The 23,499-nt window shown below is 56.1% G+C and carries 24 protein-coding genes; 9 read left to right on the top strand and 15 right to left on the bottom strand.

Annotated elements, in window-relative coordinates; all coding sequences use genetic code 11:
- Window positions 1-465: 465 nt before the first annotated feature.
- Complete coding sequence (locus AC0Z2B_RS07275; RefSeq protein ID WP_476295738.1) at window positions 466-870, bottom strand: hypothetical protein; 405 nt, start codon at window positions 868-870, stop codon at window positions 466-468.
- A 528-nt stretch (window positions 871-1,398) separates the two neighbouring features.
- Between AC0Z2B_RS07275 and AC0Z2B_RS07280 the strand changes: the two genes are divergently transcribed.
- The 3 genes from AC0Z2B_RS07280 to AC0Z2B_RS07290 all read left to right on the top strand — a co-directional run bounded on the left by AC0Z2B_RS07280 (window position 1,399) and on the right by AC0Z2B_RS07290 (window position 3,551).
- Window positions 1,399-1,692 (top strand): hypothetical protein, encoded by a 294-nt coding sequence (locus AC0Z2B_RS07280; protein ID WP_476295739.1) that lies wholly within the window; start codon window positions 1,399-1,401, stop codon window positions 1,690-1,692.
- Window positions 1,693-1,785: 93 nt separating this feature from the next.
- Complete coding sequence (locus AC0Z2B_RS07285; protein ID WP_476295740.1) at window positions 1,786-2,796, top strand: Imm50 family immunity protein; 1,011 nt, start codon at window positions 1,786-1,788, stop codon at window positions 2,794-2,796.
- A gap of 239 nt (window positions 2,797-3,035) precedes the next feature.
- The gene (locus tag AC0Z2B_RS07290) at window positions 3,036-3,551 is read left to right on the top strand and encodes a hypothetical protein (RefSeq protein WP_476295741.1); all 516 of its coding nucleotides are present in this window, start codon (window positions 3,036-3,038) and stop codon (window positions 3,549-3,551) included.
- 631 nt (window positions 3,552-4,182) lie between these two features.
- Here AC0Z2B_RS07290 and AC0Z2B_RS07295 read toward each other — a convergent pair.
- Window positions 4,183-4,599 (bottom strand): DUF4279 domain-containing protein, encoded by a 417-nt coding sequence (locus AC0Z2B_RS07295; protein ID WP_476295742.1) that lies wholly within the window; start codon window positions 4,597-4,599, stop codon window positions 4,183-4,185.
- A gap of 379 nt (window positions 4,600-4,978) precedes the next feature.
- On the opposite strand from AC0Z2B_RS07295, the gene AC0Z2B_RS07300 reads away from it, so the two are divergent.
- Window positions 4,979-5,518 (top strand): Imm57 family immunity protein, encoded by a 540-nt coding sequence (locus AC0Z2B_RS07300; RefSeq protein WP_476295743.1) that lies wholly within the window; start codon window positions 4,979-4,981, stop codon window positions 5,516-5,518.
- 282 nt (window positions 5,519-5,800) lie between these two features.
- On the opposite strand, the gene AC0Z2B_RS07305 is transcribed toward AC0Z2B_RS07300, so the two are convergent.
- From AC0Z2B_RS07305 to AC0Z2B_RS07330, 6 genes are all read right to left on the bottom strand, one after another.
- Window positions 5,801-6,943: an NAD(P)/FAD-dependent oxidoreductase gene (locus AC0Z2B_RS07305; protein ID WP_476295744.1), complete on the bottom strand. Its 1,143-nt coding sequence runs from the start codon at window positions 6,941-6,943 to the stop codon at window positions 5,801-5,803.
- Window positions 6,924-8,546 carry a methionine--tRNA ligase gene (locus tag AC0Z2B_RS07310; protein WP_476295745.1) on the bottom strand — a complete coding sequence of 541 codons (1,623 nt, stop codon included), beginning with the start codon at window positions 8,544-8,546 and terminating at the stop codon, window positions 6,924-6,926. Before AC0Z2B_RS07310 ends, AC0Z2B_RS07305 begins: the two co-directional genes overlap by 20 nt.
- A gap of 4 nt (window positions 8,547-8,550) precedes the next feature.
- Entirely contained in the window at window positions 8,551-9,675 is a 1,125-nt protein-coding gene (locus AC0Z2B_RS07315; protein ID WP_476295746.1) for an NAD(P)/FAD-dependent oxidoreductase, read from the bottom strand.
- Window positions 9,672-10,025 carry a cupin domain-containing protein gene (locus AC0Z2B_RS07320; protein WP_476295747.1) on the bottom strand — a complete coding sequence of 118 codons (354 nt, stop codon included), beginning with the start codon at window positions 10,023-10,025 and terminating at the stop codon, window positions 9,672-9,674. The genes AC0Z2B_RS07315 and AC0Z2B_RS07320 overlap by 4 nt, the downstream gene beginning before the upstream one ends.
- Window positions 10,026-10,041: 16 nt before the next feature.
- Window positions 10,042-11,382, bottom strand: coding sequence for a lysine N(6)-hydroxylase/L-ornithine N(5)-oxygenase family protein (locus tag AC0Z2B_RS07325; RefSeq protein ID WP_476295748.1), 1,341 nt, complete (start codon window positions 11,380-11,382; stop codon window positions 10,042-10,044).
- An 87-nt stretch (window positions 11,383-11,469) separates the two neighbouring features.
- Window positions 11,470-12,846: an MFS transporter gene (locus AC0Z2B_RS07330; RefSeq protein WP_476295749.1), complete on the bottom strand. Its 1,377-nt coding sequence runs from the start codon at window positions 12,844-12,846 to the stop codon at window positions 11,470-11,472.
- A 137-nt stretch (window positions 12,847-12,983) separates the two neighbouring features.
- Here AC0Z2B_RS07330 and AC0Z2B_RS07335 point away from each other — a divergent pair, with 137 nt between their 5' ends.
- Window positions 12,984-13,712, top strand: a complete 729-nt coding sequence (locus AC0Z2B_RS07335; RefSeq protein ID WP_476295750.1) for an ArsR/SmtB family transcription factor — start codon at window positions 12,984-12,986, stop codon at window positions 13,710-13,712.
- A 7-nt stretch (window positions 13,713-13,719) separates the two neighbouring features.
- Here the strand turns inward: AC0Z2B_RS07335 and AC0Z2B_RS07340 are convergent, their stop codons facing one another.
- From AC0Z2B_RS07340 to AC0Z2B_RS07350, 3 genes are read right to left on the bottom strand one after another with little or no spacing between them, the layout of a single operon-like run.
- On the bottom strand, window positions 13,720-14,385 hold the full coding sequence (locus AC0Z2B_RS07340; RefSeq protein ID WP_476295751.1) for a glutathione S-transferase family protein: 666 nt from the start codon (window positions 14,383-14,385) through the stop codon (window positions 13,720-13,722).
- Window positions 14,382-15,851: an FAD/NAD(P)-binding protein gene (locus AC0Z2B_RS07345; RefSeq protein ID WP_476295752.1), complete on the bottom strand. Its 1,470-nt coding sequence runs from the start codon at window positions 15,849-15,851 to the stop codon at window positions 14,382-14,384. The genes AC0Z2B_RS07340 and AC0Z2B_RS07345 overlap by 4 nt, the downstream gene beginning before the upstream one ends.
- Window positions 15,848-16,282: a nuclear transport factor 2 family protein gene (locus tag AC0Z2B_RS07350; RefSeq protein WP_476295753.1), complete on the bottom strand. Its 435-nt coding sequence runs from the start codon at window positions 16,280-16,282 to the stop codon at window positions 15,848-15,850. Before AC0Z2B_RS07350 ends, AC0Z2B_RS07345 begins: the two co-directional genes overlap by 4 nt.
- Before the next feature lie 853 nt (window positions 16,283-17,135).
- Between AC0Z2B_RS07350 and AC0Z2B_RS07355 the strand changes: the two genes are divergently transcribed.
- Window positions 17,136-17,744 (top strand): class I SAM-dependent methyltransferase, encoded by a 609-nt coding sequence (locus AC0Z2B_RS07355; protein ID WP_476295754.1) that lies wholly within the window; start codon window positions 17,136-17,138, stop codon window positions 17,742-17,744.
- A 1,043-nt stretch (window positions 17,745-18,787) separates the two neighbouring features.
- On the top strand, window positions 18,788-19,234 hold the full coding sequence (locus AC0Z2B_RS07360) for an NUDIX hydrolase (RefSeq protein WP_476295755.1): 447 nt from the start codon (window positions 18,788-18,790) through the stop codon (window positions 19,232-19,234).
- A 27-nt stretch (window positions 19,235-19,261) separates the two neighbouring features.
- Here AC0Z2B_RS07360 and AC0Z2B_RS07365 read toward each other — a convergent pair whose 3' ends face one another.
- A complete protein-coding gene (locus tag AC0Z2B_RS07365) occupies window positions 19,262-19,873 on the bottom strand; it encodes a histidine phosphatase family protein (protein WP_476295756.1) in 612 nt (203 codons plus the stop codon).
- Window positions 19,874-20,079: 206 nt separating this feature from the next.
- Between AC0Z2B_RS07365 and AC0Z2B_RS07370 the strand changes: the two genes are divergently transcribed.
- Window positions 20,080-20,679: a histidine phosphatase family protein gene (locus AC0Z2B_RS07370; RefSeq protein WP_476295757.1), complete on the top strand. Its 600-nt coding sequence runs from the start codon at window positions 20,080-20,082 to the stop codon at window positions 20,677-20,679.
- A 227-nt stretch (window positions 20,680-20,906) separates the two neighbouring features.
- Here the strand turns inward: AC0Z2B_RS07370 and AC0Z2B_RS07375 are convergent, their stop codons facing one another.
- The gene (locus tag AC0Z2B_RS07375; RefSeq protein ID WP_476295758.1) at window positions 20,907-21,350 is read right to left on the bottom strand and encodes an N-acetyltransferase family protein; all 444 of its coding nucleotides are present in this window, start codon (window positions 21,348-21,350) and stop codon (window positions 20,907-20,909) included.
- 173 nt (window positions 21,351-21,523) lie between these two features.
- Here AC0Z2B_RS07375 and AC0Z2B_RS07380 point away from each other — a divergent pair, with 173 nt between their 5' ends.
- A complete protein-coding gene (locus tag AC0Z2B_RS07380) occupies window positions 21,524-22,009 on the top strand; it encodes a GFA family protein (RefSeq protein WP_476295759.1) in 486 nt (161 codons plus the stop codon).
- Here AC0Z2B_RS07380 and AC0Z2B_RS07385 read toward each other — a convergent pair.
- Window positions 21,923-22,483 carry a hypothetical protein gene (locus tag AC0Z2B_RS07385; protein WP_476295760.1) on the bottom strand — a complete coding sequence of 187 codons (561 nt, stop codon included), beginning with the start codon at window positions 22,481-22,483 and terminating at the stop codon, window positions 21,923-21,925. The genes AC0Z2B_RS07380 and AC0Z2B_RS07385 overlap by 87 nt on opposite strands.
- 214 nt (window positions 22,484-22,697) lie before the next feature.
- Window positions 22,698-23,225, bottom strand: a complete 528-nt coding sequence (locus AC0Z2B_RS07390; RefSeq protein ID WP_476295761.1) for a hypothetical protein — start codon at window positions 23,223-23,225, stop codon at window positions 22,698-22,700.
- Window positions 23,226-23,499 lie beyond the last annotated feature (274 nt).

Genomic DNA, 23,499 nt, shown 5'->3' on the forward strand with positions numbered 1-23,499 from the left:
CAGATCCCCCCGACGGCTAAGGCTCAGCCACGCGCTGTAGCCGCTGCCGCCAGGCTGCGCTGGCCTGCGTGAACCCTGGAGATATTTGGCGGGGCGCAGCCTGCGGCAGCGGCTACAGCGCTGGGGCTGGCCATCAGAAGCCGCCGGTCACTACAGGCCGCTAACCGGCCAAATTCAGACATCCGATCGACAACCTGCAATAGGCGCTGGTTTAGGGTCCCTGTACCCCGAAACATGGTCGGTTGATCTGGGGTGTGGCGCCGGCAACGAGACAAGACAGTTGCTAGACGCCGGCTTTGAACAAATGCCACCGTTGCCGCGCTCAGGCTTGATCCATGCCGGCCTGTCACTGCCCTTCTGCCGGCCTGGCCAATTTTCATTGCTGTGGCACCACATTCGGTGTGCCCTGATACCAGGTGCCCATCGTCAGAATGCCCGAAACCATTGCCGTAACTCGCTAAGGTGTCAGGGTTTGAGTGCCGTAGTCCTCAACGGGCTTATTCCCAAGCCGCCCGCGATGCGGTCAAGTTCGGTACCGGGCAACCGCGGCGCAGCAGGCGCGGCCTTTTCGATCGGCGGCCATCGCAGATCTGCCTTTATCGGATCACCACCCAGCCGCGCGAGCCGAGCCTTGCGTGGAAAGACAGATCTATCCAGGCAGGCTTCACGATCGGCAGAGGATGACAGCTGACGGCATCCGCCGCCGTTTGATACCGCGCGTGCTTCGCACACACGCTTGCTGCTTACATCGTTAATCTCAACGCAGTCCAGCGAGCCGAGCGCGCCTCCCAGTACTTGTGCAACTGAATCCGCGTGGGCCTGACAAGTGAAAATCGATGCCGACAATACCAGCGCCAGCTTCCAGTCCATGGGGTATCCCTCCTCCGCTAATACCCAGCATGATCCATGAGTGAGATTCCACTTTTATGACCACAGCCCGCGGACTACAACGGTCATTTTTTTCGGATAACGTCAACGACTGTCTAACTGCTCGCGTTGCGCGATGAATAGGTTTTTCACCGCTGGAGATTCGGACATGGTTTACCCATACCCAGGATGCTTTGGCAGGCACTAGCCACTGGGCAACCCCTGAAGGTGGCCTGGAGCAAGGCGAGACATTCCACGCTGCGGCGAAAGGCTCCCGGGCGACATTGGCTTGCTTGATTCCTTCGGGCTGTGCTTCTGCGTGCGTTACAACGTAGTACCGCTTCATGCGTAGTTCGCCTCACCTTATGGTCGTCCGCGCCCTGCCGCGATATGTTGAGGCTATGTGTGTGACAGGTATGCCAGCGTTCTGAAGCATGCGTTGGTCGCGGTCGAAGGGCGTGCATGGCGGCCATAATGCCTATCTTCTCCAAAAAGCTATAGTTGGTGTAGTTGGCACGGGAGGAATAATCAATGACTGCTTTTTATCTGAAATACTATTCATTCGTATTCGGGACCATTTGCTTCGCCGCTGTCATTCTTTCACTGACCTTGGGAGTGCCCTACGTCTATACCGCTATAGGTTTTGCTACATGGGCCTTCGTCGGCCATTTCATTACGATTGACGATGACCTACCCGGTGGTTGGGGTAATCCGGAAGGCAGCAGTCCATTCCCTTGGCTTGAACTTGCGGCTAAAGCTGGCGTGGTGTTTTGCCTTGTAGGGTTATTACTTCTATATCCTGCAATTCTGAGGTTCGGCACCTGAGGCCGGTTACGCCTCGGTGGGATTGATTCGATGAATAAGGCCCGCTAGACTCCCACCATCCTAGTGGGCAAGTTAGTACCTGTAGAGGTATTTATGGAATCACACAAGATTGATAACTTTGAGAGCTTGTATAATAAAAAATTTCCGAAATTCAGAACACTTGAAGGAACAGAACTGATCATCTTGCAAAACAGAATTTTTTCGTTATTCGCAGCCAAATTCAACATTCAGCTGCCGTTAGAGGCCAGCAAGACGCAAGCCATTAGCCAGTCAAGGTACGAAACCCTCGCATTGAGTGAGGGGTTTGATATCCGCGAGGGCTTGGGAAAATTCTCCGTTCAAGCCCCGACGAAAATATACTTAAACTGGTCAGCATTTGAGAAAATTGACCAGATCGCAACCGGTGATTTTGCGCATTGCTTTAGCGATATCTGGTATCCAGGCGCTGACGATATTGATTTATTTGACGACCCGCTCTCCTGGATGGTCTCGATTTACCATGATGGGACGACCGAGTTAAAGTACAACACAGCGATTCTGCCGCCCCTCGGTACTTACATAGGTGAGCCAGAAGTGGCCCTCCGCGCTTTCGTTAACTCCGTATCCTCACCCGGATCAGGTGAAGTTAGCGTGCGCCAAGTGGTAATGTGGTTGGCCTTGAATCTCACCGCCTCCCCTGGAAAGCTAAGCATGGAATGTCCAACCTATATCTGCAATACCGAAAACGTGATTGAAGCGCTGGGCTACTGGCCTAGTTTTCATGATGCTGAAGTCATTTCGTTTTCAGCCGCTCGTGCCGCGCCCGGCCAGGCAGGCAAAACCTCCGCTCGCCTTTGCGTTAACGTTTGTCAGTACAAAGAGGTCGGGGCCGGCACCGCGGAGTACGAGATGGTTTGCTGTAAAAGCGTGCTAATAGAGTTTCTGTTCATCGACCTGCAATTTCTTTCCCTTGAAGACTTCAACCACCAGAACGTCATTAATTCAATCACGTTCAGCCGATTGGAAAATGACTCAGTCGAAGCCGAGTTTGATTCCATCTTTGGGATAGGAGGCGTCATCCGCTGCACCAGCGTAGAAGTCAGTGACGTGACCATACTGCTCTGAACTCAGTTCACCCGCCACGGCTGCAGAGATGGCGGAGCAGGCTGAGGTTTGACTATACATAGCGACGAATTCGGATCGTCGCTAACCGCCCCGTGGCAACGGAGGATGCCAGTGAATATTTTTCATGTTGTCGCAGTTTTTCAACCGCAATGGGACACCCGTCCGCTCCGAGCCATCGCATTTTATGAGGAAACGTGTAGGCTGTTTAAGCACTCAACGGGGAGTTAAGGAGAACACGGTTGAATGACGTGAAACAGAGGGTGGAAAGCGTACTTTGCACGTTGGTGGGCCAACCTTTGGTTGGCGCTGCTCGGGCTGCGGACATGTTGACACTACAACTGGGCAAACTTCGCCAGCGCCAAACCCCGCTAGGGCGTAATGTCGAGACTGGTGAGTGGGCATTGCATATTCAATGCCCGTGGCGAATCGGCAATTCACAGGGTATTTACACTGGCCGCAGCGATTACTGGCAGCCACCAGAGGCCGCTGAAATACCCTCTGAATTTGAAAGCTGGAATCCAGAGCTAAGTAATCTCCGGGACGCGCGCATGAGCGCCTGGATCGCAAACAGGCAACCCTCGCCAGTAAAGGTGCAATCAGTTTCAAGTGATTGCTTCGCCGGCATGCGTTTGCATTTTGATGACGGATTTACCTTGGAAGTATTTCCCGACAGTTCCTCAGCTGAGGACTGGAGGCTGATTGCCTGGGAGGGTGACCAGCATTTCGTCGTCGTTGGCGGAAAACCTGAATGCTGATGGTTCCAACGCATTGCAAATCAGGTTTGATCTGGAATCGGGCAAGGGCACAGGCCACATGGTTACAAAGCAGTTCCGGCCAAGAGCAGCTGGCCCCAGCCGGTATCGGTAATCAAGGGCACTTCAGATCCATAGCCTGTGCAAGCACTTGGTTGTAACGCTCGGCAAATCGAGCCGCAGCAGGCTGAAGTCCAATGATTTCATCGCTGCACAGGACATCCGAAGTGCCCGGCATTGGCATCATAGATGCTCCGCGGAATAAACACTTCAACCTGCCAGGGTCATCGCCAAGGCCAGGAAATGTGGCCGCATAGCCCATTACTGCAAGAAATCGTGGGCGTGCTCTTCCGGCCTCCTGTCTGGCCAATATCTCAGGTTTTTTCACCAGCAAAGCTTTAAGGGCTGCCAAATCCTGCTCTTGAGGTGGACAGTCCTCGGAAGCGAATGAAGCCGTAAATGACGCAAGGGTCATTGCTAACAGAGTTGCCACACGCCCAAGCATACAACCCCCCTTCATTATAATGCGGGCATCTTACACGCCGATATCTGCCAAGGGCGACCGCTTCGCTCAAGCCCGACGCGTTCCCTCCGCCCGCCTCGTGAACGAACCCAGTTTTCGCGAAAACCCACGTTAGTCCTCATCTGACGGAGCATAAATGTCCACGACAAGAGGAATACCACGGTCACCAAGCATTCGCATTATGCGGGGCGAAACCCTGACTCTCTCGATGGATTTGCGCATGAACCATCCACAGAAGATGTCCATTTCAAATCGACTCGCCACCGAAGCCCAGGCATCCAAGCTAACGTCGATACTGCCCAACAGCCGTAAAATTTGACCATCAAAATCTGCGTTTTCAACCGGTTCAGCTTCGAGTATCCACCCGCCAGTTTTCTTGGTAACAACCGCACCGGATGACAGCGAATACTCATCCCCCTTGACCCATCCGTCTGTGTAAGAATGGCCAAACAAGCGGCTCAGCTCCTCCGGATCAAGATCGTCACCAAATATACGAAGTGCTGCAACGCCTCTGTCTAATGCGGGCATAGCTTCCAAGATCTCCCTATCTGCAGCCGCCCACCGATTTTAGCGCAGAAACGCTTCGGGAGACCGCCAATCTGCCACAGCATAAACGAAGAGTATTCCCTCAAAAAGCGCAGCCAAAATAATCGAAAACTCGGCCTATCACTGAGGACTGCAGCTCAGTACGCGAACCAGTTAGCGATTCCAAGGTCCGCCATGGGTTGTGGGGCAGCAGTAGCGTATCAAGGGTGCCTAACCGCGCCGGAGCCATAACTGCCATAGGTGGATTTTTTCCCACTAGGGTCACCTCCCCCCCCAAATAAATACGCTATACCCCTACAATGACCCTCTGACCCTAGTCGTCGAGCCCAGCACACCTACAAAAATGCAAGCGAAATAAAACATGAAGAAAATACGTTTTGCAATTGCGGGCCTAATCTTTGTTTCAACCTTCTCTAACGCGGAAATCATAGGGAGGGAGGCAAGAGAAATTGCGATGGCTGATGCAGCTGTTTTTTGGGCGATCGCAAGCGCCGCGAGTAAAAGCGGCAGAGCCGCGTGCTCTCATACTCCACTGGCATGCAGCGATGATCGAGGAGAGTTGGGACTAGCGCTGCTAGGCGAAAAAAATTCAAAGAAATCCAACCAGGCATTTATCGGTCTATTGAAATACAGATTAGATGCCTCACTCTCTGAGGACTATACGTGCTACGCCCTAAAAAAAGGAAGAAGGCTAATGCATCAACTGACCTCCGCAGAACCCGCAAAACTGCATTCTGACTGTAGCGCAATCGTAAAAAACTTAAGCACTGCCAACCGCGAGATCCTAGAAAACACTTCAATGGACTCCATCTGCTCAACCGAATCCAATATAGCCGGTTCATTAAAAAACTTAAAAACCCTGATCTCACAAAACAAAAAATGCCAACACCAAGACTTTTGAGGCCGATAGCCGATAGCTATCCTCTGCCGAGGATTGCTTTCGACTGTGAATTCAACCGGTGGACGGCCAGCCCCAGCACTGTAGCCGTAGCCGTAGCCGTAGCCGTAGCCGTCGGGATGGAATGCCAGGCAAGGCGAAAACAGGCGAAGAACGGTCGGAGTCGCGCACGAGCTTGTTTTCAACGCAGCATGGGCGAGCTGGAATGCATTTCGTACAGAGCCTAGCGATGCCTCCATACTCAAACCGTACATCGGCACCCACTGTTCAGCCGATGCCGGTCTTTCAAGTCTGCGGCAACCATCGTTCCACCGCAAAGGGGGCCAACTCCTGAGGTACTGATCCATCCAGAACCCACTGCGAAATCGCCTGCCCGAACAGTACCGCAAACTTAAACCCATGCCCGCTTAAACCCGCCGCAACCATCAACCCGGACACCCGGGGGTCGGCACCGACAATCGGGTTCCCGTCTGGGGTGTTGTCAAAGAACGAGACACGTCGACCCATCGCTCGTGCCCCGACTAAACGCTTCAAGCGTTTGGCTGCGCGGTCACGGTAGGCCAGCACGTTGTTGTCGCTCAGGCTGCGATCGAATGCATCCGGGTCAATGGGTAGGCTATCAGACGTGAGCAACGACCCGATGAAATAAGTCCCCGCTGCGTCTGGGCGCAGGTAGAATCCAGCTTCACGGTCGCAAAAGCCCGGCATCGGTGGCTCGGAGCCTGCTGACTCGACGACAGCCACGCATTGCCGCGAGGCATGGATCGGCAGCGGCGCCTTGCAGCCATAGGCCAGCGCCGCGGCCCACGGGCCAGCGGCGTTGACCACTCTGTTAGAGGCAATGAATCCGGTGTCGGTCTGCACGCCGATGACGCGCCCTGCCGAGCACACAATCCGCCGTGCTGCTCGATTTTCTTCGATCATCGCCCCCAGTGCACGAGCGCCCGCAGCAAAACTGCGGGCGGTGAGACCAGGGTCGCAGTAGCCCGCAAAAGGCTCGTAAACAGCGCCCGCCAGTCCGGCTACGTGTAAATCAGGCACCCGCAACTGCGCCTGTGTCGTCGAAAGCCATTCCAGGGAAGCACCAGCCGCCTGCAAGCGTTCAACGTTGCCCTTCACAGCTGCTTGCTCGTCTACGGGAATTGCAGTCAGAAACCCCGTGCACTGATAGCCACACTCACCGGGAAACTGTTGCTGCCACTTGCGGTACGCCTGCACGCCACTGGCCGCTAACTGGCTTAGGGCAGGGTCGGCATAGTATTCGCGCACTATCCCTGGCGAGGCCCCGGACGATCCGCTGGCAATCGCGCCTTTGTCCAGCAGCCTGACTGACAGGCCGGCACGCGCCAGGTGCCATGCCGCACTTGTACCGGTGGTCCCGGCTCCAATCACGATGACGTCGGCGTATTCATGCCTCACTGGTTTCATACCCCCGCACGACGCTGTCAGGCAGGCACGGGGCCAACGCCACCGCCGACAACGGCGCAAACCGATTGCGCGGGATTGTTTCCGCTCTCGGCCACGAAGCGGTGTAGAGCGCCTGGACCACCGGCAGGCCCTCATGCCCCAGTCGCTGCCACAGGTATTGCGCCAGCCGTGGCATGATGGGGGCTGCAAGGTAGGCCAGGCCTTTGAGCCACAAATAGGCGTGGGCAGGCTCCGCCAATTGCAGGTCCGAGCGTTGTATCCATTGGTGCAAGACTTTCCAGGCATCGCGCACCGACACGGCGTCCAGCCGGAATGCCAAACCTAGTGTTGTCACCGCTGCATCCAGGCTGGGGGACATCGCCGACTCGATGGTCTGGGGCTGATGGTAATCGAGGCTGGACAGCGCCAGGTCTATGCGATGGTCAAGGCTCCCTACCAGATCAACGTTGACCACCTCGACAAACTCTTCAATGGCGAAATTGGTTTCTTCGTTCTCCGGGCTTTCGCGGCTCAGGAAATAACGTACACCATCACTGGTGGCCGGGGTTCTGTCGACGATATCGGCGGCCCACACCACATGCAGACGGCTGGTGGAGAATTTGGCCCCTTGCAGGTTGTAGAAATAATTGGTCAGCACATAATCGAACGACTGGTGGTCTTGCAAGGCATCCATGACCGCAACACTACCAGCCAGCAAAAGAACCGCGTTATCAATGCCGAAGCTGACCAGAGTCGTCACATCACTGGTGCGCACCATCGCATGACCATACTGCGGCGCCTTCTCGTAAGAGCGATCAGCGCAGGTCAGCGCGTACTCCCATCCGGACTCGAACAACACACGGGGGTTGCCAAAGCGATCCGGGCTCCATGCGACGCCCCAGTCTCCCGGTGCTGTCAGCCGGATCAAGCCATTTTCCCGCTCCAGGAAACGTGCAATCACGTCAATGATCGACACGGACACACCCGATGCAGCCAAGCGTTGCAGCAACTGTTCAGCATCGGCCACCTTCAGGAACACGCTCTCCACGTCAACCCAGTGCAACGGGCTGTCGCCCATTCGGGGGTGCGGGTTGAGCATTGATTCGGGCCGAAATAGCGCGCCGCAAGCCTCACAAAAATATCCGCCTGCCCCGGCCCGGCAATACGGGCATTGCCCCAACAACCAGGCTCCCGCCATGTAACGCTGGGTCTCATTGCAATACAGCACGCGTTCAACGACAGTTTCAGTCACCCCCAACGCTATCAGTCGCTCTACCGTACACTGGGCATTACGGGCATGTTGCTGCGCGTAAGGGCCTTGAACCAACTCGAGGAAGTCGTCGACCTCAACATCCAACGCCCGCAAGTCATTGGCGATTTGCCCGTGGTAGTCGCGAACCACCTCTTCAGGCGAGCGTTGCTCTTGCAGGCCTTTCCACAGCACATAGGAATCGAAGCCATCCACCGCCGAGACGATATCGACGCTATGGCCCTGAGTGCGCAGGTAGCGGCCCAGCATGTCCATTCGTAGATAAGGTCCTGCGATGTGCCCCAGGTGCAGCCTTCCGTTGGGAGTGGGAGGTATGGGCATAAGGAAAAATTTTTGCGCGGTGATAGCAGTCATCTTTTCAATCCATCGAAAAAGCGGAATGTATTGGTTCGACCGAGGCCGTCTCATCGGGCCAGTGAGTCACAAGCACATCAAGGGCTTCGCGGGCGATGCCAGGCGCCAGGCGGAAACCCTTGCCGCTGCCAGCACCAGCAAACACCAGATTGCGTCCTGGCTCCAACCTCACCACAGGATCACCACTGGGGCTGTAGCTATCGCAGAACACCCTGCCGCCACGACACAATGGAACCAGGTCAGGCAGGTAGTGCCTCAGCGTTCGCAGGGCGACCTGCACATCGTGCTCGTTGATTTCCAGCGCGTGCTTGCGCGGCACAACGTCCCATTCATCACAGCGAAAACTGAACAGCCACTGGTTTCTGGCCGCCAGCGGCATCAGGTAGGCATCGGATTGCGGTAGGAACAACGCCGCTGCGTCCGTCGGCGGGACACCGTCGATGTGCAAGGCCACCACCTTCTTGACGCGCAACCCGTGGTCTATGGCAGTGCACTCAAATGGAGACTCACTGACCCACGGCCCTGACGCCACCAGGGTGCGCCGGCTGCGAACGGTAGTGGCGTCGCTCAAGGTCAGGAGCGTACCATTGCCAACCGCGTCGATTTTCTGCGCGCCCAAGCCTTCCATGCAGCGCACGTTGGCGTTGGTCAGGCTCAGGCTGATCAACAACCGCGCCACCAAGGCTGGCTCATAGCTTTCGGCGGTTCCCCCGAACAGCAGTTTTTCGGTAGCACCTACGGTGAGTGGCGCTCCTAGGCGTGCACCGATGTTGTACCCTGAAGCGTCGACAGGAAGCACCGTACCTTCAACCAACGTGCGCTGAATCTCGGGGATCAGACTGCCGTCCGCTAGCCAATACACCGGTGCCTGGGTGGTACGGACCCCGAGCCGATCCCGCAATGCGCGGTAGAGCTCTGCACTTTCCCCAGCCAATGTGCGCTCGTGTTCTGTTCTGCCAGTGGCCAGTAACACGCCTGCCGAATGAGAGGTCGCACCGTCGCCGATGCGGTAGCGGTCGATTAGCAAAATCCGCCAGTGGGGATAGCGTTGTACCGCGTGGTGCAAAGCCCATGCCCCCATGATGCCGCCGCCAACAATCACCAGATCGAAATCATCGCGCATGATCATGCCCACCACACCGAGAATACCTGGGCCTGCACCGTGCCATTGTTGCGCGCGAAATGCGCTCGCCACGGGGCGAAATATAGGCTTTCGCCCTCCTTCACCGCATGCCAGGCATTGTCGTAAAACACCTCCAGGTTACCGCAGCTCACAAACCAGATTTCGTTGACCGCGTGTTTATCCTCCTCGGTTCCACACCCAGGATCGATGGTGAAGCGCGATGACTGAATGGGCGCATTGGCCAGTTTGCCGGCAAAGCGATGCAAATACAGACGCACGCCTTGCAACGCCACAGGTTCTTCGGCCTCTCGAATCACCGGGGCGCGGCCGGTGGTGAGCAGTGTGGTCAGCTCCATGAAAGAACTCCTGGGTCTAGTTGGCTAAGGCTGGCAGACGATCAATATGTGCATCGTTGGCTTCTTCGAACACCTCGCTACGGCCCCATTGGACAAACGCCTCAGGCTTCTCAAGATCGTACAAGGCATGGCCGCTGACGCTGTTGATGATGTTCGCGCAGCGCCAGGGGATCAGCCCCAGGTTTGGATCAGCGATACCTTTCTGGCTGCGGGCAGCATTTTGCACGTAGATGGCCGAGCCCTCCGGGCCGTCCCACTCCACGGAATAGTCAGTGTTGAACACGTATTCGCCATTACGACGTGAGATACGCGGCTCGATCTCTTTGAGGCACTCCGGCATCTGGTAGGCGTACCCCGTGCAGAGCACTACTGTGTCCGCACTCAACAACTCGTGAGCCTGACTGTGTCCATGCAACATCGACAGGCTCCAGTGATGGTGATGCTGATTGATTTCGGTCAGCTCGCGGCCCGGTAGCAGGCGGATTGCGCAGGGATGGTGCAGCACATGTTTGAGCTCATACATCCGCCGATAAATCGACTGCAGTAGCGGCTGGGAGATGCCATCGCTGGCAAGCTTCTGCTCTATCAGCAGCGGCAGGCGCACTGCCTCGGGCTGTGCAAAGAAATGGTCGCTGTATTGGGGGGTATACAGTTCGTTGGTAAAAGGCGACTCATCCAGCGGCGAGAAATTCCACCGCCGCGAAACCCAGGTCACGCTGGCGGGCAGCGTAGTTGCGTCGGACAACAGGTGTTGAATGATTTCAGCTCCCGTCTGGCCGCCGCCGATTACCACCACGCGCTTGCCTTTCAAAGTGGGTTTGCGGGTCATGTACTGGGAGGAATGAAACAGGGTGTCGCCAATACGGCCACGCGCAAACGCGGGGATAAAGGGCTGCTGCCCGGTGCCCAACACCAGATTGCGCGTCGGCTGCACCCACGTATCGCCCTTGAGAACGAACAGGCCGTTTTCAAACTCGATCGAACGCACTTCTCTATTGAAATGCAGGTTCGGTAATTGGCTGCACGCCCAACGATAGTACTGATTGAATTCGCGACGCAGCACTTGGTCGAAGTTAGCGTTTATAAAACTCAGTAGTTGTTTTTTCTTCGCCAGATAAGAGAGAAACGACAGTGGGTTGGAAGGATCAACCAAACTGACCAGGTCCTTCAGGTAATGCACCTGCAAGGCCGCCTCCGGCACCATCATACCCGCGTGCCATTGAAACTCGCTGTTGCGCTCGAAGAACACCGACTTAATGCCGGGGTTGGGCTGGGCCAAGGCAGCGAGGCTCAAGTTGGCCGGACCAATGCCGATGCCCGCTATATCTACAGCAGCACTTGCTAAGTACTTACTCATGGCAACTATCTCTATTAATGACATTTTTTGGGCACGGTCGCGCGCCCCGCTATCAGTCACAAACGTGTGTTTGGCAATTTTTTATAGTTATACGCTTTCAGCAGGCTGCGTCGCCGGCGCTTTCAACACCAGCGCAGCCAGCAGCACGGACAGCAGTGACAAGCCAATCGCGACACTGACGGCGACGTGGATGGCATCATTCAAAGGGTGAATCGATGTGAGCAAGGCGCCGAAGATCGCTACGCCGAAGGCTGAGCCACTTTGCCTGCTGGCGTTCAGCGTGCCTGCCGCTACACCGGCCTTGGTCCGGTCAACCACACTCATGAGCACGGACGTGGCAGCCGGTGTAATCACCCCCGCGCCAAACCCCACTGCCGGGTAGCAAACGGCGATGCGCCAATAGGGCGCGTCGCTTGCCAAAGCGAACAAGCCGATAAATCCCAGCGCGTACAAAGTGAACCCCAAACACAGCACCGCACGAACACCGTACGCTCGAGTCAGACGGCCACAGGTGAAACTACCCAACGTGACCATTGCGGTCAGCGGCAAAAACGCAAGTCCTGTCTTCAAGGGCGACCAGCCACGATCCGATTGAAAATACAGGCTCAGTAGAAAAAACAGACCATAGAACACCAAGGCCGACATCAACGACAGGAACGCAGCACCCGAAAAGACTCTGTTGCGAAAAAAATACAATGGCAACATCGGGTCCCTATGCCGGCTTTCAGTCATCAGAAAGACGCACCAGGCGATACACGCTGCCCCGACCCCGGTGTACACCCAAACCGAATTCCACCCCCACCTGGCCCCTTCGATCAACACCGCCACCGAAGTTGCCAACGCGATCATCACAGTGAGTTGGCCGGTGAGGTCCAGGTGCCTATTGGGGGCGACTGGCTCTGAAGGCGCAATGCGCGTAGTAAGCCACACACCTATCAGCGCAATCGGTACGTTGACAAGAAAGATACTGCGCCAGCCCCACAGTTCGATCAGCACCCCGCCCACCAAGGGGCCAGCCGCCATGGCGATACCGCCACAGCCTGCCCACACACCGATTGCACCGGCGCGCTGATGAGCCTGTGGGTAGGCGTTATTGATCAACATCAATGAGCAAGGCACCAGCAGCGCGGCCCCCATCCCTTGTAATGCGCGGGCCCCCACTAACCCGGGCAGGTGGGCGGCAAGACCGCACAACGCTGAGGCCAGCGCAAACAGACCTAGGCCTATGGCGTAGATTTTTTTCGCTCCGAAGCGATCACCCAGTAAACCACCGGTGAGTAACAAACTGGCGAACGCCAGGGTATAGGCATTAATGACCCACTGCAGCCCGGCAATATCCGAGCCGAAGTTTTCGGACATGGAATTGAGTGCCACATTTACAATAGAAGTATCAAGAATGACAATTACGTAACTTAAGCTTGTCGCGATCAACACCTGCCGTTGGTAACGCGTGTTAAGCTCCATATTTCGTACTTCCCTTACTCAATGTCGATTCGACTATATCTCGCGTTTATAAAAAACACTTCGAGCCCTATCGAAATGTGGTTGCCTATGCCATCCTGAAAGCCAAAGCCTTCTCGCACAGCACGGAGCTAAAGAGAATGATCCAGCCTAAAATTTCATCCATGGCATACTTGATCGCAGAGCCAGTGCGCGCGGTCATCCTGATCACCCTATCCGATGGCAGCTCACTGTCTGCCAGTGCCTTGGCCGATGCGGCCGGTGTGACCCCGCAAACGGCCAGCTCACACCTGGCAAAACTGCTCGACGGCGGCTTGCTCACTGTCGACACCAAGGGACGTAACCGCTTTTATCAATTGGCCGGTCCCGATGTTTCTCATGTACTGGAGAGCCTGGCCGCCATCTCTCCGCAAACCAGCACCTGGAGTAGCCTGCCTAACCGTGCGGCTCACGATCTGCGTTTCGCCCGCTGCTGTTATGACCACCTTGCCGGCCAGGTCGGCGTGGCCGTGACCCTGGGAATGTTGGGGCGCGGTTTTATCCTGGAACTGAATGATCGTGAATACGTGCTGACCAGACGCGGGATCGAATGGTTGCGGCTGTTGAGCCCGGAAAGCGGAGAACCGTGCTTCCAGGAGTACGACCAAACCCGGCGCTGCCTGGACTGGACCGAACGTCAACACCACATCGCCGGCCCGCTCGGCACCCATTTGCTGGAAACCTTTTGCCAGCAGGGTTGGCTGCGCCGCTCTGCGGGCACGCGCGCTGTAAACGTTACAGGCGCTGGTTGGCGTGCCTTCGAGGCGCATCTGGGCATCGGTCATTTGCGCCATCTTGATTCCCCCGTGCGGCAGACGGCACCCGCCTGAGCAACGTTCATATCGGCTCCTGCTGTGAATCGAACAGCCCTTCGATCTCTGCAATTCTGTGTTCTTGAGCCACACCACTCTGCTGCCAGGCCGATAGTGAGTTGACCCGCTCATACCAGGCTGCCAAGTGGGGATACTCCAGAAATGGCGCCTTGGTACGTGGGATGTGGCTAAAGGGAGCTGCCAGGTCGATGTCCGCCAACGTCAACGCATCGCCGACCACAAACCGTCGCGTACTCAGGTGCTCGTCGAGCACCGACGAATAACGATGAATCGCCTGCAAGGCTTCGGCTACCAGTATTTGATTCTCGGGATGGCCCTTGAAGCGGCCCATAAAGCGTTGCTCGATCAGCACGGTAGGCCCACGCCGAAAGTGTTCGGCAGCCCAAAACATCCATTTGAGTGTTTCGTATCTCGCCAAGCCGGTTGGCAGCAGAGAAGAGCCCGCCCGCTCAGCCAGGTAGATCATGATCGCGGAGGCCTCAAACAGCACCACATCACCGTCCACCAACGTGGGGATCGTGCCGTTCGGGTTCAGAGCCAGGTACTCCGGCATGCGGTTCTGGCCGTTGAAGAGGTCGAGAAACACGAACTCAATGTCCAGTCCCAGGTACGCAGCAGTGGTCAGCACACGCCGGGTATTGCTCGAACCCCTGTCGCCGTAAACTTTCATATCGCTACCTGCATTGGGTATTCGCCCTCTGATGAAGTTTGCCCATTGAGCATCATCACGACCTCGCTGGCCTGGCGGACCGATTGATAAACCGAGTTGACCATAGGCGCAGCCAGGTACGAGCACACGCCCAATAACCAGATGTTCTCCGGCCTCGCAGCGCCAGGCAGGCTGACCTGCAGTTGCGCTGACACGTGTGGTGGGGTGCACGGTGCAGTGGGCGCTACTTGCAATTCAAGACCGTCTGGCGTGGCGTGGAAGCACTGTTTGTGGTAACCGGTGGCGCACACGACGGCGTCCACCGCGTCGACATTCCCGTGGCTGTCGTGGAGTTGCCATGCACCGTGCCACTCAAGCTTGGTCGGCAGGTTCAGTGCTAACTGCAGTCGCCCTTCATCGATCAGCCGCAACAGGGAGGTGGCGGTTTGCAACGGCATCGCGAACAGATAGCGGCCCACCGATTCCCAACAATTCTTCAATGCCGCCACCCGCACCGTTGGCGGAGCAGCGCGCAGTTTTACATCCGCGAGGTCCATGCACTGCACCAGCAGATTTTGCCAATCTGTCACGCCACGGCTGGCCAAGGCGACTTCCCCACGCAAACGCTGGGCAGGCTCCATGCCACGATCAATCTGCTCACGCAGTGATCGACCATTGATAGCCTTCGCCGAGCGCGCAACGATCCGCAGTAAATGCCAGTACAACCTGGGACTCTCCAGGTCCAAATCCGCAAATCGAGTCTTATCCAAGGTGACCGCGCAATCCCGGGGGGTGGCGGTACGCACCCCTGGCAGGCGACCGGACGGCGAAGCCATCAATACCGTATGCCCTGCACCGCATAGCAGCAACACACTATCGATGGCCGATAAGCGGCTACCCAGTACCAAGACCCGTGAAGGTTTCGTCAGGCTCTTCATCCAGGACCGGGTTGGGTATGGCGTCGAGAAAATGCCTGGGGCTCCCACGTGGGGGCTGACCAAGGCCGGCACAAAGGGCGCCGCACTGCCGGTGCATACCAACACGGCACAGGATGAGAGACAGGTAGCATCATCCAGCACCAACACATATTCGCCCGGATCCGCCAGCTTGATATGGCGCACAGTTGAGCGCACCACGTGATGTTGGATACCCCGGATTTCGGCAAGATCCCGGTACTCGGCGTATCGTTGCGTGAGGTAGCCCGCAACCCAGGCACGGGGAACAAAAGCGTCTGCACTGACCTTGATTCCTTGTGCCTGAAGATAATGCTGGAAGTCATGCATGTCATCGTCCAGCACCGACATGGTCTGCACCGAGGTGTTGCACAACAGCCCATCCTGGGAGGCGGTGAAGGCGATTGAGTCACCCATCCCTTTGGGATCAATGATGTCGATGCGACTAGCCGCAGTGGTACGCACCAGCTTGATAAATGCCGCAATTGCGGTGGCTGACCCACCGATAATTGTAACCGTCTTACGCAGGCTCACAGCGACCGCGCCCTGGCCAGGATCGGCGCCAGCAACCGCACGCCATACCAGCCCCAGTAAACGCGGTGGTAGGTGATCAGGCCGTTATCAATTTCGAGCATTTCCATCAAGTCGACCTGTTCGCCCGTTGGCGTTTTGCGCGGGTATTCCCACGTCAGGTTGCGACCGTTGATAAACACCTTGTCAGTGCGATACCACTCAGCGAGATCACCAGGAAACTTACGCTTGCTGTCTTCCATAAACTGCTGGATGGCTTCACGCCCCACCAGTACCCCGCTGCCATGGTCGGGGTAGATCGCCAGCACCAGGGGTGTCTCAAAGACGGCTTGAGATGAATACAGTGCTGCAGTGGCGGCTAGGTCGCCTGCACAGACAGTGGCGTGCCAAGCCTCATAAATACTCAAGAGGCCAGAATCTATAGATGAAGTCATGGCTTTTCCTCGGGTAACAGCACCGCGCCAAAAGAGAGCAAGACAATAATGGATCCCGCATCTGTTTTACTTCGACCCAGCCCGAAGTGTCCGTCAGGCGGCGGTACCCGCGGCGTAGTACTGAAGCCGGTGAAACCTCAACGCGCTACCGGAAGGTTTGGCAGGTGCTCCCCAACGACAGGTAATATCGAGGACAAAGAGTCCCCTGGCCAGGCTGCTTTGCGCGAACTGGCAGAGGCGCCCGGTATCCGAAACGCTATGGTTGAGACAGATCTGGGATGTTGGAAAGCTGACCATCTAGAGCAGATATGCTCGTTTCATCTTTGCCGCTCAGGGCAAGCCCTGCCCGAGCACTGGACCCACCAGACACTGGACGACCACGGCCACGTGTTCGAGTTTTTCTGGGCTTCGCTCGTAGATATCCCCTACCATCGAGTGCCATCCGGTGTTCCAACGAGCACTGACGTTTTTGTGCAACACGTTTAAAGAGTCGCGGCGCTGGGTTAGCGAGCGCCGAGCGGGTCACTGACTGTGCGCTTTGGGTTGGGGGCGGCTGGCTATCACAGGCCACTTTCGGCCAGAAGCTGCAGATCCCCCCGACGGCTAAGGCTCAGCCACGCGCTGTAGCCGCTGCCGCCAGGCTGCGCTGGCCTGCGTGAACCCTGGAGATATTTGGCCGGGCCTAAGGCCAGCGCAGCCTGCGGCAGCGGCTACAGCGCTGGGGCTGGCCATCAGAAGCCGCCGGTCACTACAGTCCGCTTTCGGCCAAATTCAGACATCCGATCGACAACCTGCAATCGAATCTGGTTTAGGGTTCCTGTACCCCAAAGCATGGACGAATTGAGGTTTAACGGTGCCCTCTTGGAACGCCTTTTATCAGCAAACCGCCACACGCGGCCCCTCCGCACTGCTAGCCAAAGCGCTGGACCTAGCGCCTGAATGGACAAGCGCTCCGTGGGCCGTTGATCTGGGCTGTGGTGCGGGCAATGAGACAAGACAGTTGCTAGACGCGAGCTGGCACGTATTGGCTATCGATAAAGAGCCTGGAGCCATTGCGCTAACTACGGCGACGTGCCCAGCGGAAAAGCACGGAAAATTAACTACTGCGCTCGCCAGCTTTGAACAAATGCCACCGTTGCCGCGCTCAGGCTTGATCCATGCCGGCCTGTCGCTGCCCTTCTGCCGGCCTGGCCATTTTGCATTGCTGTGGGACCACATTCGGTGTGCCCTGATACCAGGTGGCGTGTTTGTCGGTCATTTTTTCGGAGTCCGACATGGATGGTCCGCGCTAGAAAACCTCACTCTGCACACCGAGCAGGATATTCGCCGGCTCTGCGGCGGCATGGAGATCGCGCTGCTACGGGAAACTGAAACGTTGATTGAAAGAGGCGACGGCCCACTCAACTGGCACCGCTTCGACCTCATCGTCAGAAAGCCCGAAACCATTACCGTAACTTGCTGAGGTGTCAGGGTTTGAGCGCCGTCGTCCTCAACGGGCTTATTCCCAAGCCGCCCGCGAAGCGATCAAGTTCGGTACCGGGCAAGCGCGGCGCAGCAGGCGCGGCCTGTTCGATCGGCGGCCAGCGCAGATCTGCCTTTATCGGATCACCCCCCAAGCCGCGCGAGCCGAGCCTTGCGTGGAAAGACAGATCTATCCCGGCAGGTTTCACGATCAGCAGAGGATGACAGCTGACGGCATCCCCCGCCGTTTGATACCGCGCGTGCTTCGCACACACGCTTGCTACTTACATCGTTAATCTCAACGCAATCCAGCGAGCCGAGCGCGCCTCCCAGTACTTGTGCAACTGAATCCGCGTGGGCCTGACAAGTGAAAATCGTTGCAGACAATACCAGCGCCAGCTTCCAATCCATGGGGTATCCCTCCTCCGCTAATACCCAGCATGATCCACGAGTGAGATTCCACTTTTATGACCACAGCCTGCGGACTACAACGGTCATTTTTTTCGGATAACGTCATCAGCTGGCTAGCTGCTCGCATTGCGCGATAAATAGCTTTTTCACCGACTGGAGATTCGGAAATTGACATGGAAGTGCTTGGCTTTCTGGATAGCTTTGCTGGGGTGGGTAACGGCAAATGCTGATGCTGTCCGCGAACCGGCGTTGATAAACGCGGCGCGGGCAGCCTGCAAAACCTTGAGCACCTTGACCGGGCCATCGCTTTTTCGCTCGAACGCTTATTTCTCCGGGCCGGGCGGGATCATTGCGGTAGTGATCCAGGGCACGAAACCGGCCCCCTCCATGAAGGGCCAAGTGGGCGCTGAGTTGTGCTTGTATTTTCCGCAACGAAGACAGGCCCAGATTACTGAATGGGATGAGTTAGCCAAGCTTGGCAGCAAACCACCAATTAGCAGGCCCGCAGACTTTTAGGCGTTTTGCCAGTTGGAACACCCGGTTGAGCCAATTTGCTCATCAGCAAAAGAGCCGTGGATATCATCTGGGTTATCCAGCATTTACGGTCCGCGGTTGTAGAAGGAGAAACCACGTATGCGCGAACGCAAGGCAGCGCGATTGCTCGTTATCAGCCCGTCTCGAAAAGTGCTCCTTTTCAGGTTTACCCATACCCAGGATGCTTTGGCAGGCACTTGCCACTGGGCAACCCCTGGAGGTGGCCTGGAGCAAGGCGAGACATTCCACGCTGCGGCGATGCGCGAGTTGCGTGAGGAAACCGGTCTGCAAGCTTCAGTAACGGGGGAAGCAGTGGCGCACCGGCGTGTCTCGCTGCTTCTACCCAGTGGCGAGACGGTGCTGGCCGTGGAGCAATATTTTGTCGTGCATGCCGGGGACCAGCCCCTATCCCGTTCGGAGTGGTCACCCCATGAGCGCCAGGTCATGACAGACCATTATTGGTGGTCCATTGAAGAATTGAGGTCCACCAATGAGCGGGTATTTCCGGAAGGGCTTGTAGACATCCTCGTGCGCGCGGGCATCTGACGAGGCTGGCCTGCCGGTCAGGAGCGACTACACCCGCACGTTGAGCTGCATCAGCGTGATGTTCTTGAACACGTCATCCTCTACCAGTTCGGAAAGGCTCCCGGGAGACATTTTGAACGACACGAACGCCATGCTATCCACGGAAACCCGCTGCAACGCGCTAATCAAAAGGCTTGCCGCAAAACCGTGAGTCACGAAGACGTTGCATTCAACCTCGGCGTTCAAATCCCGGACGAAGTCGGACAGGCGCTGCGCCAGCTGCCGTCGGGTTTCCGCACCCGGGCAGATAGCATGGTCCATGCGGCCACACGGCGTTGCAGCCGAAGCTTGCATGACCGTATTGTGCAGCGCCTGGTCCATGCCTTCATGCTCGCCAAATGACATCTCTCGCAGCCGCTGGTCGTAGTTCACTTCAAGCCCCATGGCCTCGCCGAGGACTGCTGCGGTTTCTCGGCACCGCAGCAAGTCTGACGAGTAGATTGCCACGCTCTGCGCCAGGTGCGCGGAGGCGAAAAAACTTCCCAACGCATAGGCTTGCTTGATTCCTTTCGGGGTCAGACTTGAATCAAACCAGCCCCCGACGACTTGATCGAGATGATGCTGTGCTTCTCCGTGCGTTACAACGTAGTACCGTTTCATGCGTTCGCCTCACCTTATGGTCGTCCGCTCCCTGTCGCGATATCTTGAGGGTATGTGCGTGACAGGCATGTGAACCCTTACCTTGCTCGACAGATACCAAGCCTCTGAATAAGCGCTTCCGGCCAGAAGCGGCTGTTCGAGATCAGCAGCGCCAGCCACTGCAAGATGGCTACAATTCCCGCTCTTGGCCTGATGAGGTGGAACTCATGGATTTGTATGTGGTGCGGCATGGAGAAACCTGGGCGAATGCCGAACAACGTTACCTGGGTTCGCTCGATCCTTCGCTTACAGCACGAGGACGTGAACAAGCCAGGGCGCTGGCCGCGAATATGCCCCCTGAGCTGGACGCACTTATCGTGTCCCCACGTTTACGGGCGATAGAAACCGCCAGTATCCTGAACGAGAGACTTGTTCTCCCGGTGCAGATAACGGACTGCTTTCGAGAGCGTGATGTTGGGGTTTTCGAGGGGTTGACTCAGGCAGAAGCGAAGGCGCGATATCCGCAGCTTTGGTCGCGAAATATAACGCGCCAATGGGGGCTTGCCCCGACCGGCGGGGAGTCGATCGTTGACGTTGTGCAACGGGTCAGAGACGGGTTGATCGATTTGGAGTCGAGATACGTATCGAAGCGTATTCTTCTCGTTGCGCATGGCTTCGTCGCAAAGACAATCCGTGCACTGGCCAGAAGCGACTTTTCAGACTTCTACAGCTGGCAGCTCTCCAACGGCAGTATGCTCGTTTTGGAAAACTTCGAACTCCCGAGAGTCGATCTGGAGACGTTACAGGCCTCGCTCCCACCTGGATAATTGTGCAGTCGTGCTCTCGTCCTCAGCTTCGCTCGAAGACCTCCCCTACACCGAATGCCATTCGGTGTTCCAGCGAGCACTGGAGTTGTTGCGCAAAAGACTCAAAGAGCTCTGGCGCTGAGTTAGCGAGTGACACCGAGTCGATCGAGGGCTGTCCGCGTTGGAGCGGGAATGGCTGGTTACCAGAGACGGCTCTCGTCCAGAAGCGGACAAACAACAAAACCCTCTCAAACGAGGCGCTCGTACGTCAGGTAATCATGCGCACCGAGCCCGGTACATAAAAATCCCGCTTTCTCATACAGTCTCTTCGCAGGGTTATCCGCTCGCACACTCAGCCGCAGTTGCCGGAATCCATGCTGTGTCGCGTCCGTCACAAAAGCTTCCAAGAGGGCCATTCCAACGCCGCAACGTCGATACTCAGGCCCGACATGAACAGTGCAAATTTCCGCGTGAGAGTGCTCAGGCACCCAGAGTGAGTAACCCGCGAATTGATCGTCCATGAGCGCGACTGTCAGACGGTCGAAATTCTCTACCCACCGCGTCAGGTGTCGTTCCAGTTGGGTGCGCCAAGCGGATTCATGCTTGGGCTCCCAGCAGCGTATGTAGCTCTCCTCGCCTCGATAGACGGCCGGAAGATCGGTGATACGTGCTTGTCGAAGTTGAAGTGCCATTCCATTAGCCTTTTTATTGAGCCTGCAGACAGGGTATGGTCTACGAGCTGTATAGCAAAGTCCGACAAATAATCGTAGCCATCACCGGGGCAGCCGCTTTCGGCCACAGGCGGTCTCTCGCGGATTGAGTCTGGGGCAATTACACTGGTTTTTTTGACCACATGGAGAAACAAATGCCCAAGGCATACCAAGGAAGCTGCCTGTGCGCAGAGGTCGGTTATGAGTTGCTCGTCCCTCCAAAAGCAGTAAGCCATTGTCATTGCAGCCAGTGCCGCAAAGCTCACGGAGCAGCGTTTGCATCATATGGCAGCGTTCAGCGTAGCGCGCTACGAATTCTTCGCGGCGCCAACAACCTCAAGACCTATGCATCCTCACAAACGGTGTTGCGCGAGTTCTGTGCAGAGTGCGGTTCAACCCTGTTCTGGTCACGTTGTAAGGGTGAATTTTCCGACTGGATTTCGGTAGCGCTAGGCACGCTTGATACGCCACTCCTGCCCCACAACCAAAAGCACGTCCCCAAAAACTTCTGCAACACAGCCAAAAATCTCTCCACTAGTAAAATTCCGCCACTTTCAAAATCCCCTTTGACGATTAAGCAAACTTCGAATCCGGAAGCCCGACAGCGCAGCAGCAACACTTCCAATAATCGAAACCACTAGAAAGAAATTAAAACCCAATTCAACTTTTCTCCAAGCAGTATCCAGAGAGCATATAAACCTAGGCGACGCGGGCTTGTAGTATTGCCCAGCGGTGTTTAGGATTTGAACAGCCGCCCCCCTTTGCATCCAAACAGATATATGATCGCCTTCTGCAACGTTGGAATCCAACAACCTATTCTCGAAGCATGCCCCTTTCAAAGGGATACGATCAAGACCCGAGTGCGAGACCAGATAAATTTGCCACAACTGCTTATTTCTCTCCGACTGGGTAAAAGACGCCTGCCCAGATACGATAACAAGATCATTAAACGCGATGCGCTGCCAGCCAAAATAAGCTACTGCACTTAAGGAAAACACTACAAGCCCAATTGACGCCCCGAAGAGCGTGAAAATCTTTTGGTATTTATCCACCTTTACAAACACCACTTTCCACCACAACTTAGGATCTCTGACCAAATCCTCGAGCGCAATCATACCCCCCTCCGGCCACCGAGCGTAATTACCGCTCCCAGCGAGCCACTCCCCCTTATAGACAAGCGATCATTTATCAAGCGAATTTTCATTTTATAAATCAACCCCCGTTTCCCGTCCTCGATGGCGCGTGATGACACACCCACCACTTCACCTTGTACAACCCCGCATTTGATGCGGGGTTAACGTTTCCAGCTTGACCGCATCCAAACCTAATTTAGCCCAAACGACTCTGCCTGCACGCCAACTTATAAAAGAACAACGTTATACTGCCTGAAAAAAAGACCCCACCACCATATAGCCAAGCCCCGATAACCTTGCTTCTCGCCAGACGAGCTTGCGACATTTCTCGAGTAACAACTTGCTGCCCACCAACCTCCAATACCACTAATTTATTCTCCACGACCAGCGGAAAATATTTCTGCGCATACCAGTAGACAATTACATCCCGTCCAAGCAACTCCGAAATCTTTCGACGCGGCAGGCAGTCCGAAGCACCGGCAAACATGTCCGAACAGGTAAATCTTATTTTCTCTTGTCCGCCCCCCTCTATGCTGACATATGAGTTACGTCCAACTTTCTTGATTGAGAACATCCCCGAAAAAGCGTGCAAGTCAGGAGGAATGTGCGCAAGCCAAAGATAGAGAACGACTAAAAAAGCAAAAATAGAAATACTGACCACTGGGAAAAACGCCATAATTTTGTCAGTTCTATTTCGACCAACCATACGACTGAATCCATTCATGCTCCGCTCCCAGTCCGGTCCCAACGAAGTAGGATCGAGTAACTAGTAAGCATAGCTGGTGACCGACGACCCGCCTCAAACAGCCCCTTCCGAAACATTTGGCCATAGGCCTCGTCGGTGCCACTCGTTAGCCACGGGGGTACCGACTGCTTTGGATTGTGGATTCAGCCGGTGGACGCAACGGTTTTGATCGTTCCATATAGCTCCTCGGAGCGAATCATCCCATGAAGCAATCCATGATTCGTAAACCAGCTCCCGGCTCATTACAATCTCG

Source organism: Pseudomonas sp. GYB4201 (genome assembly GCF_056312595.1).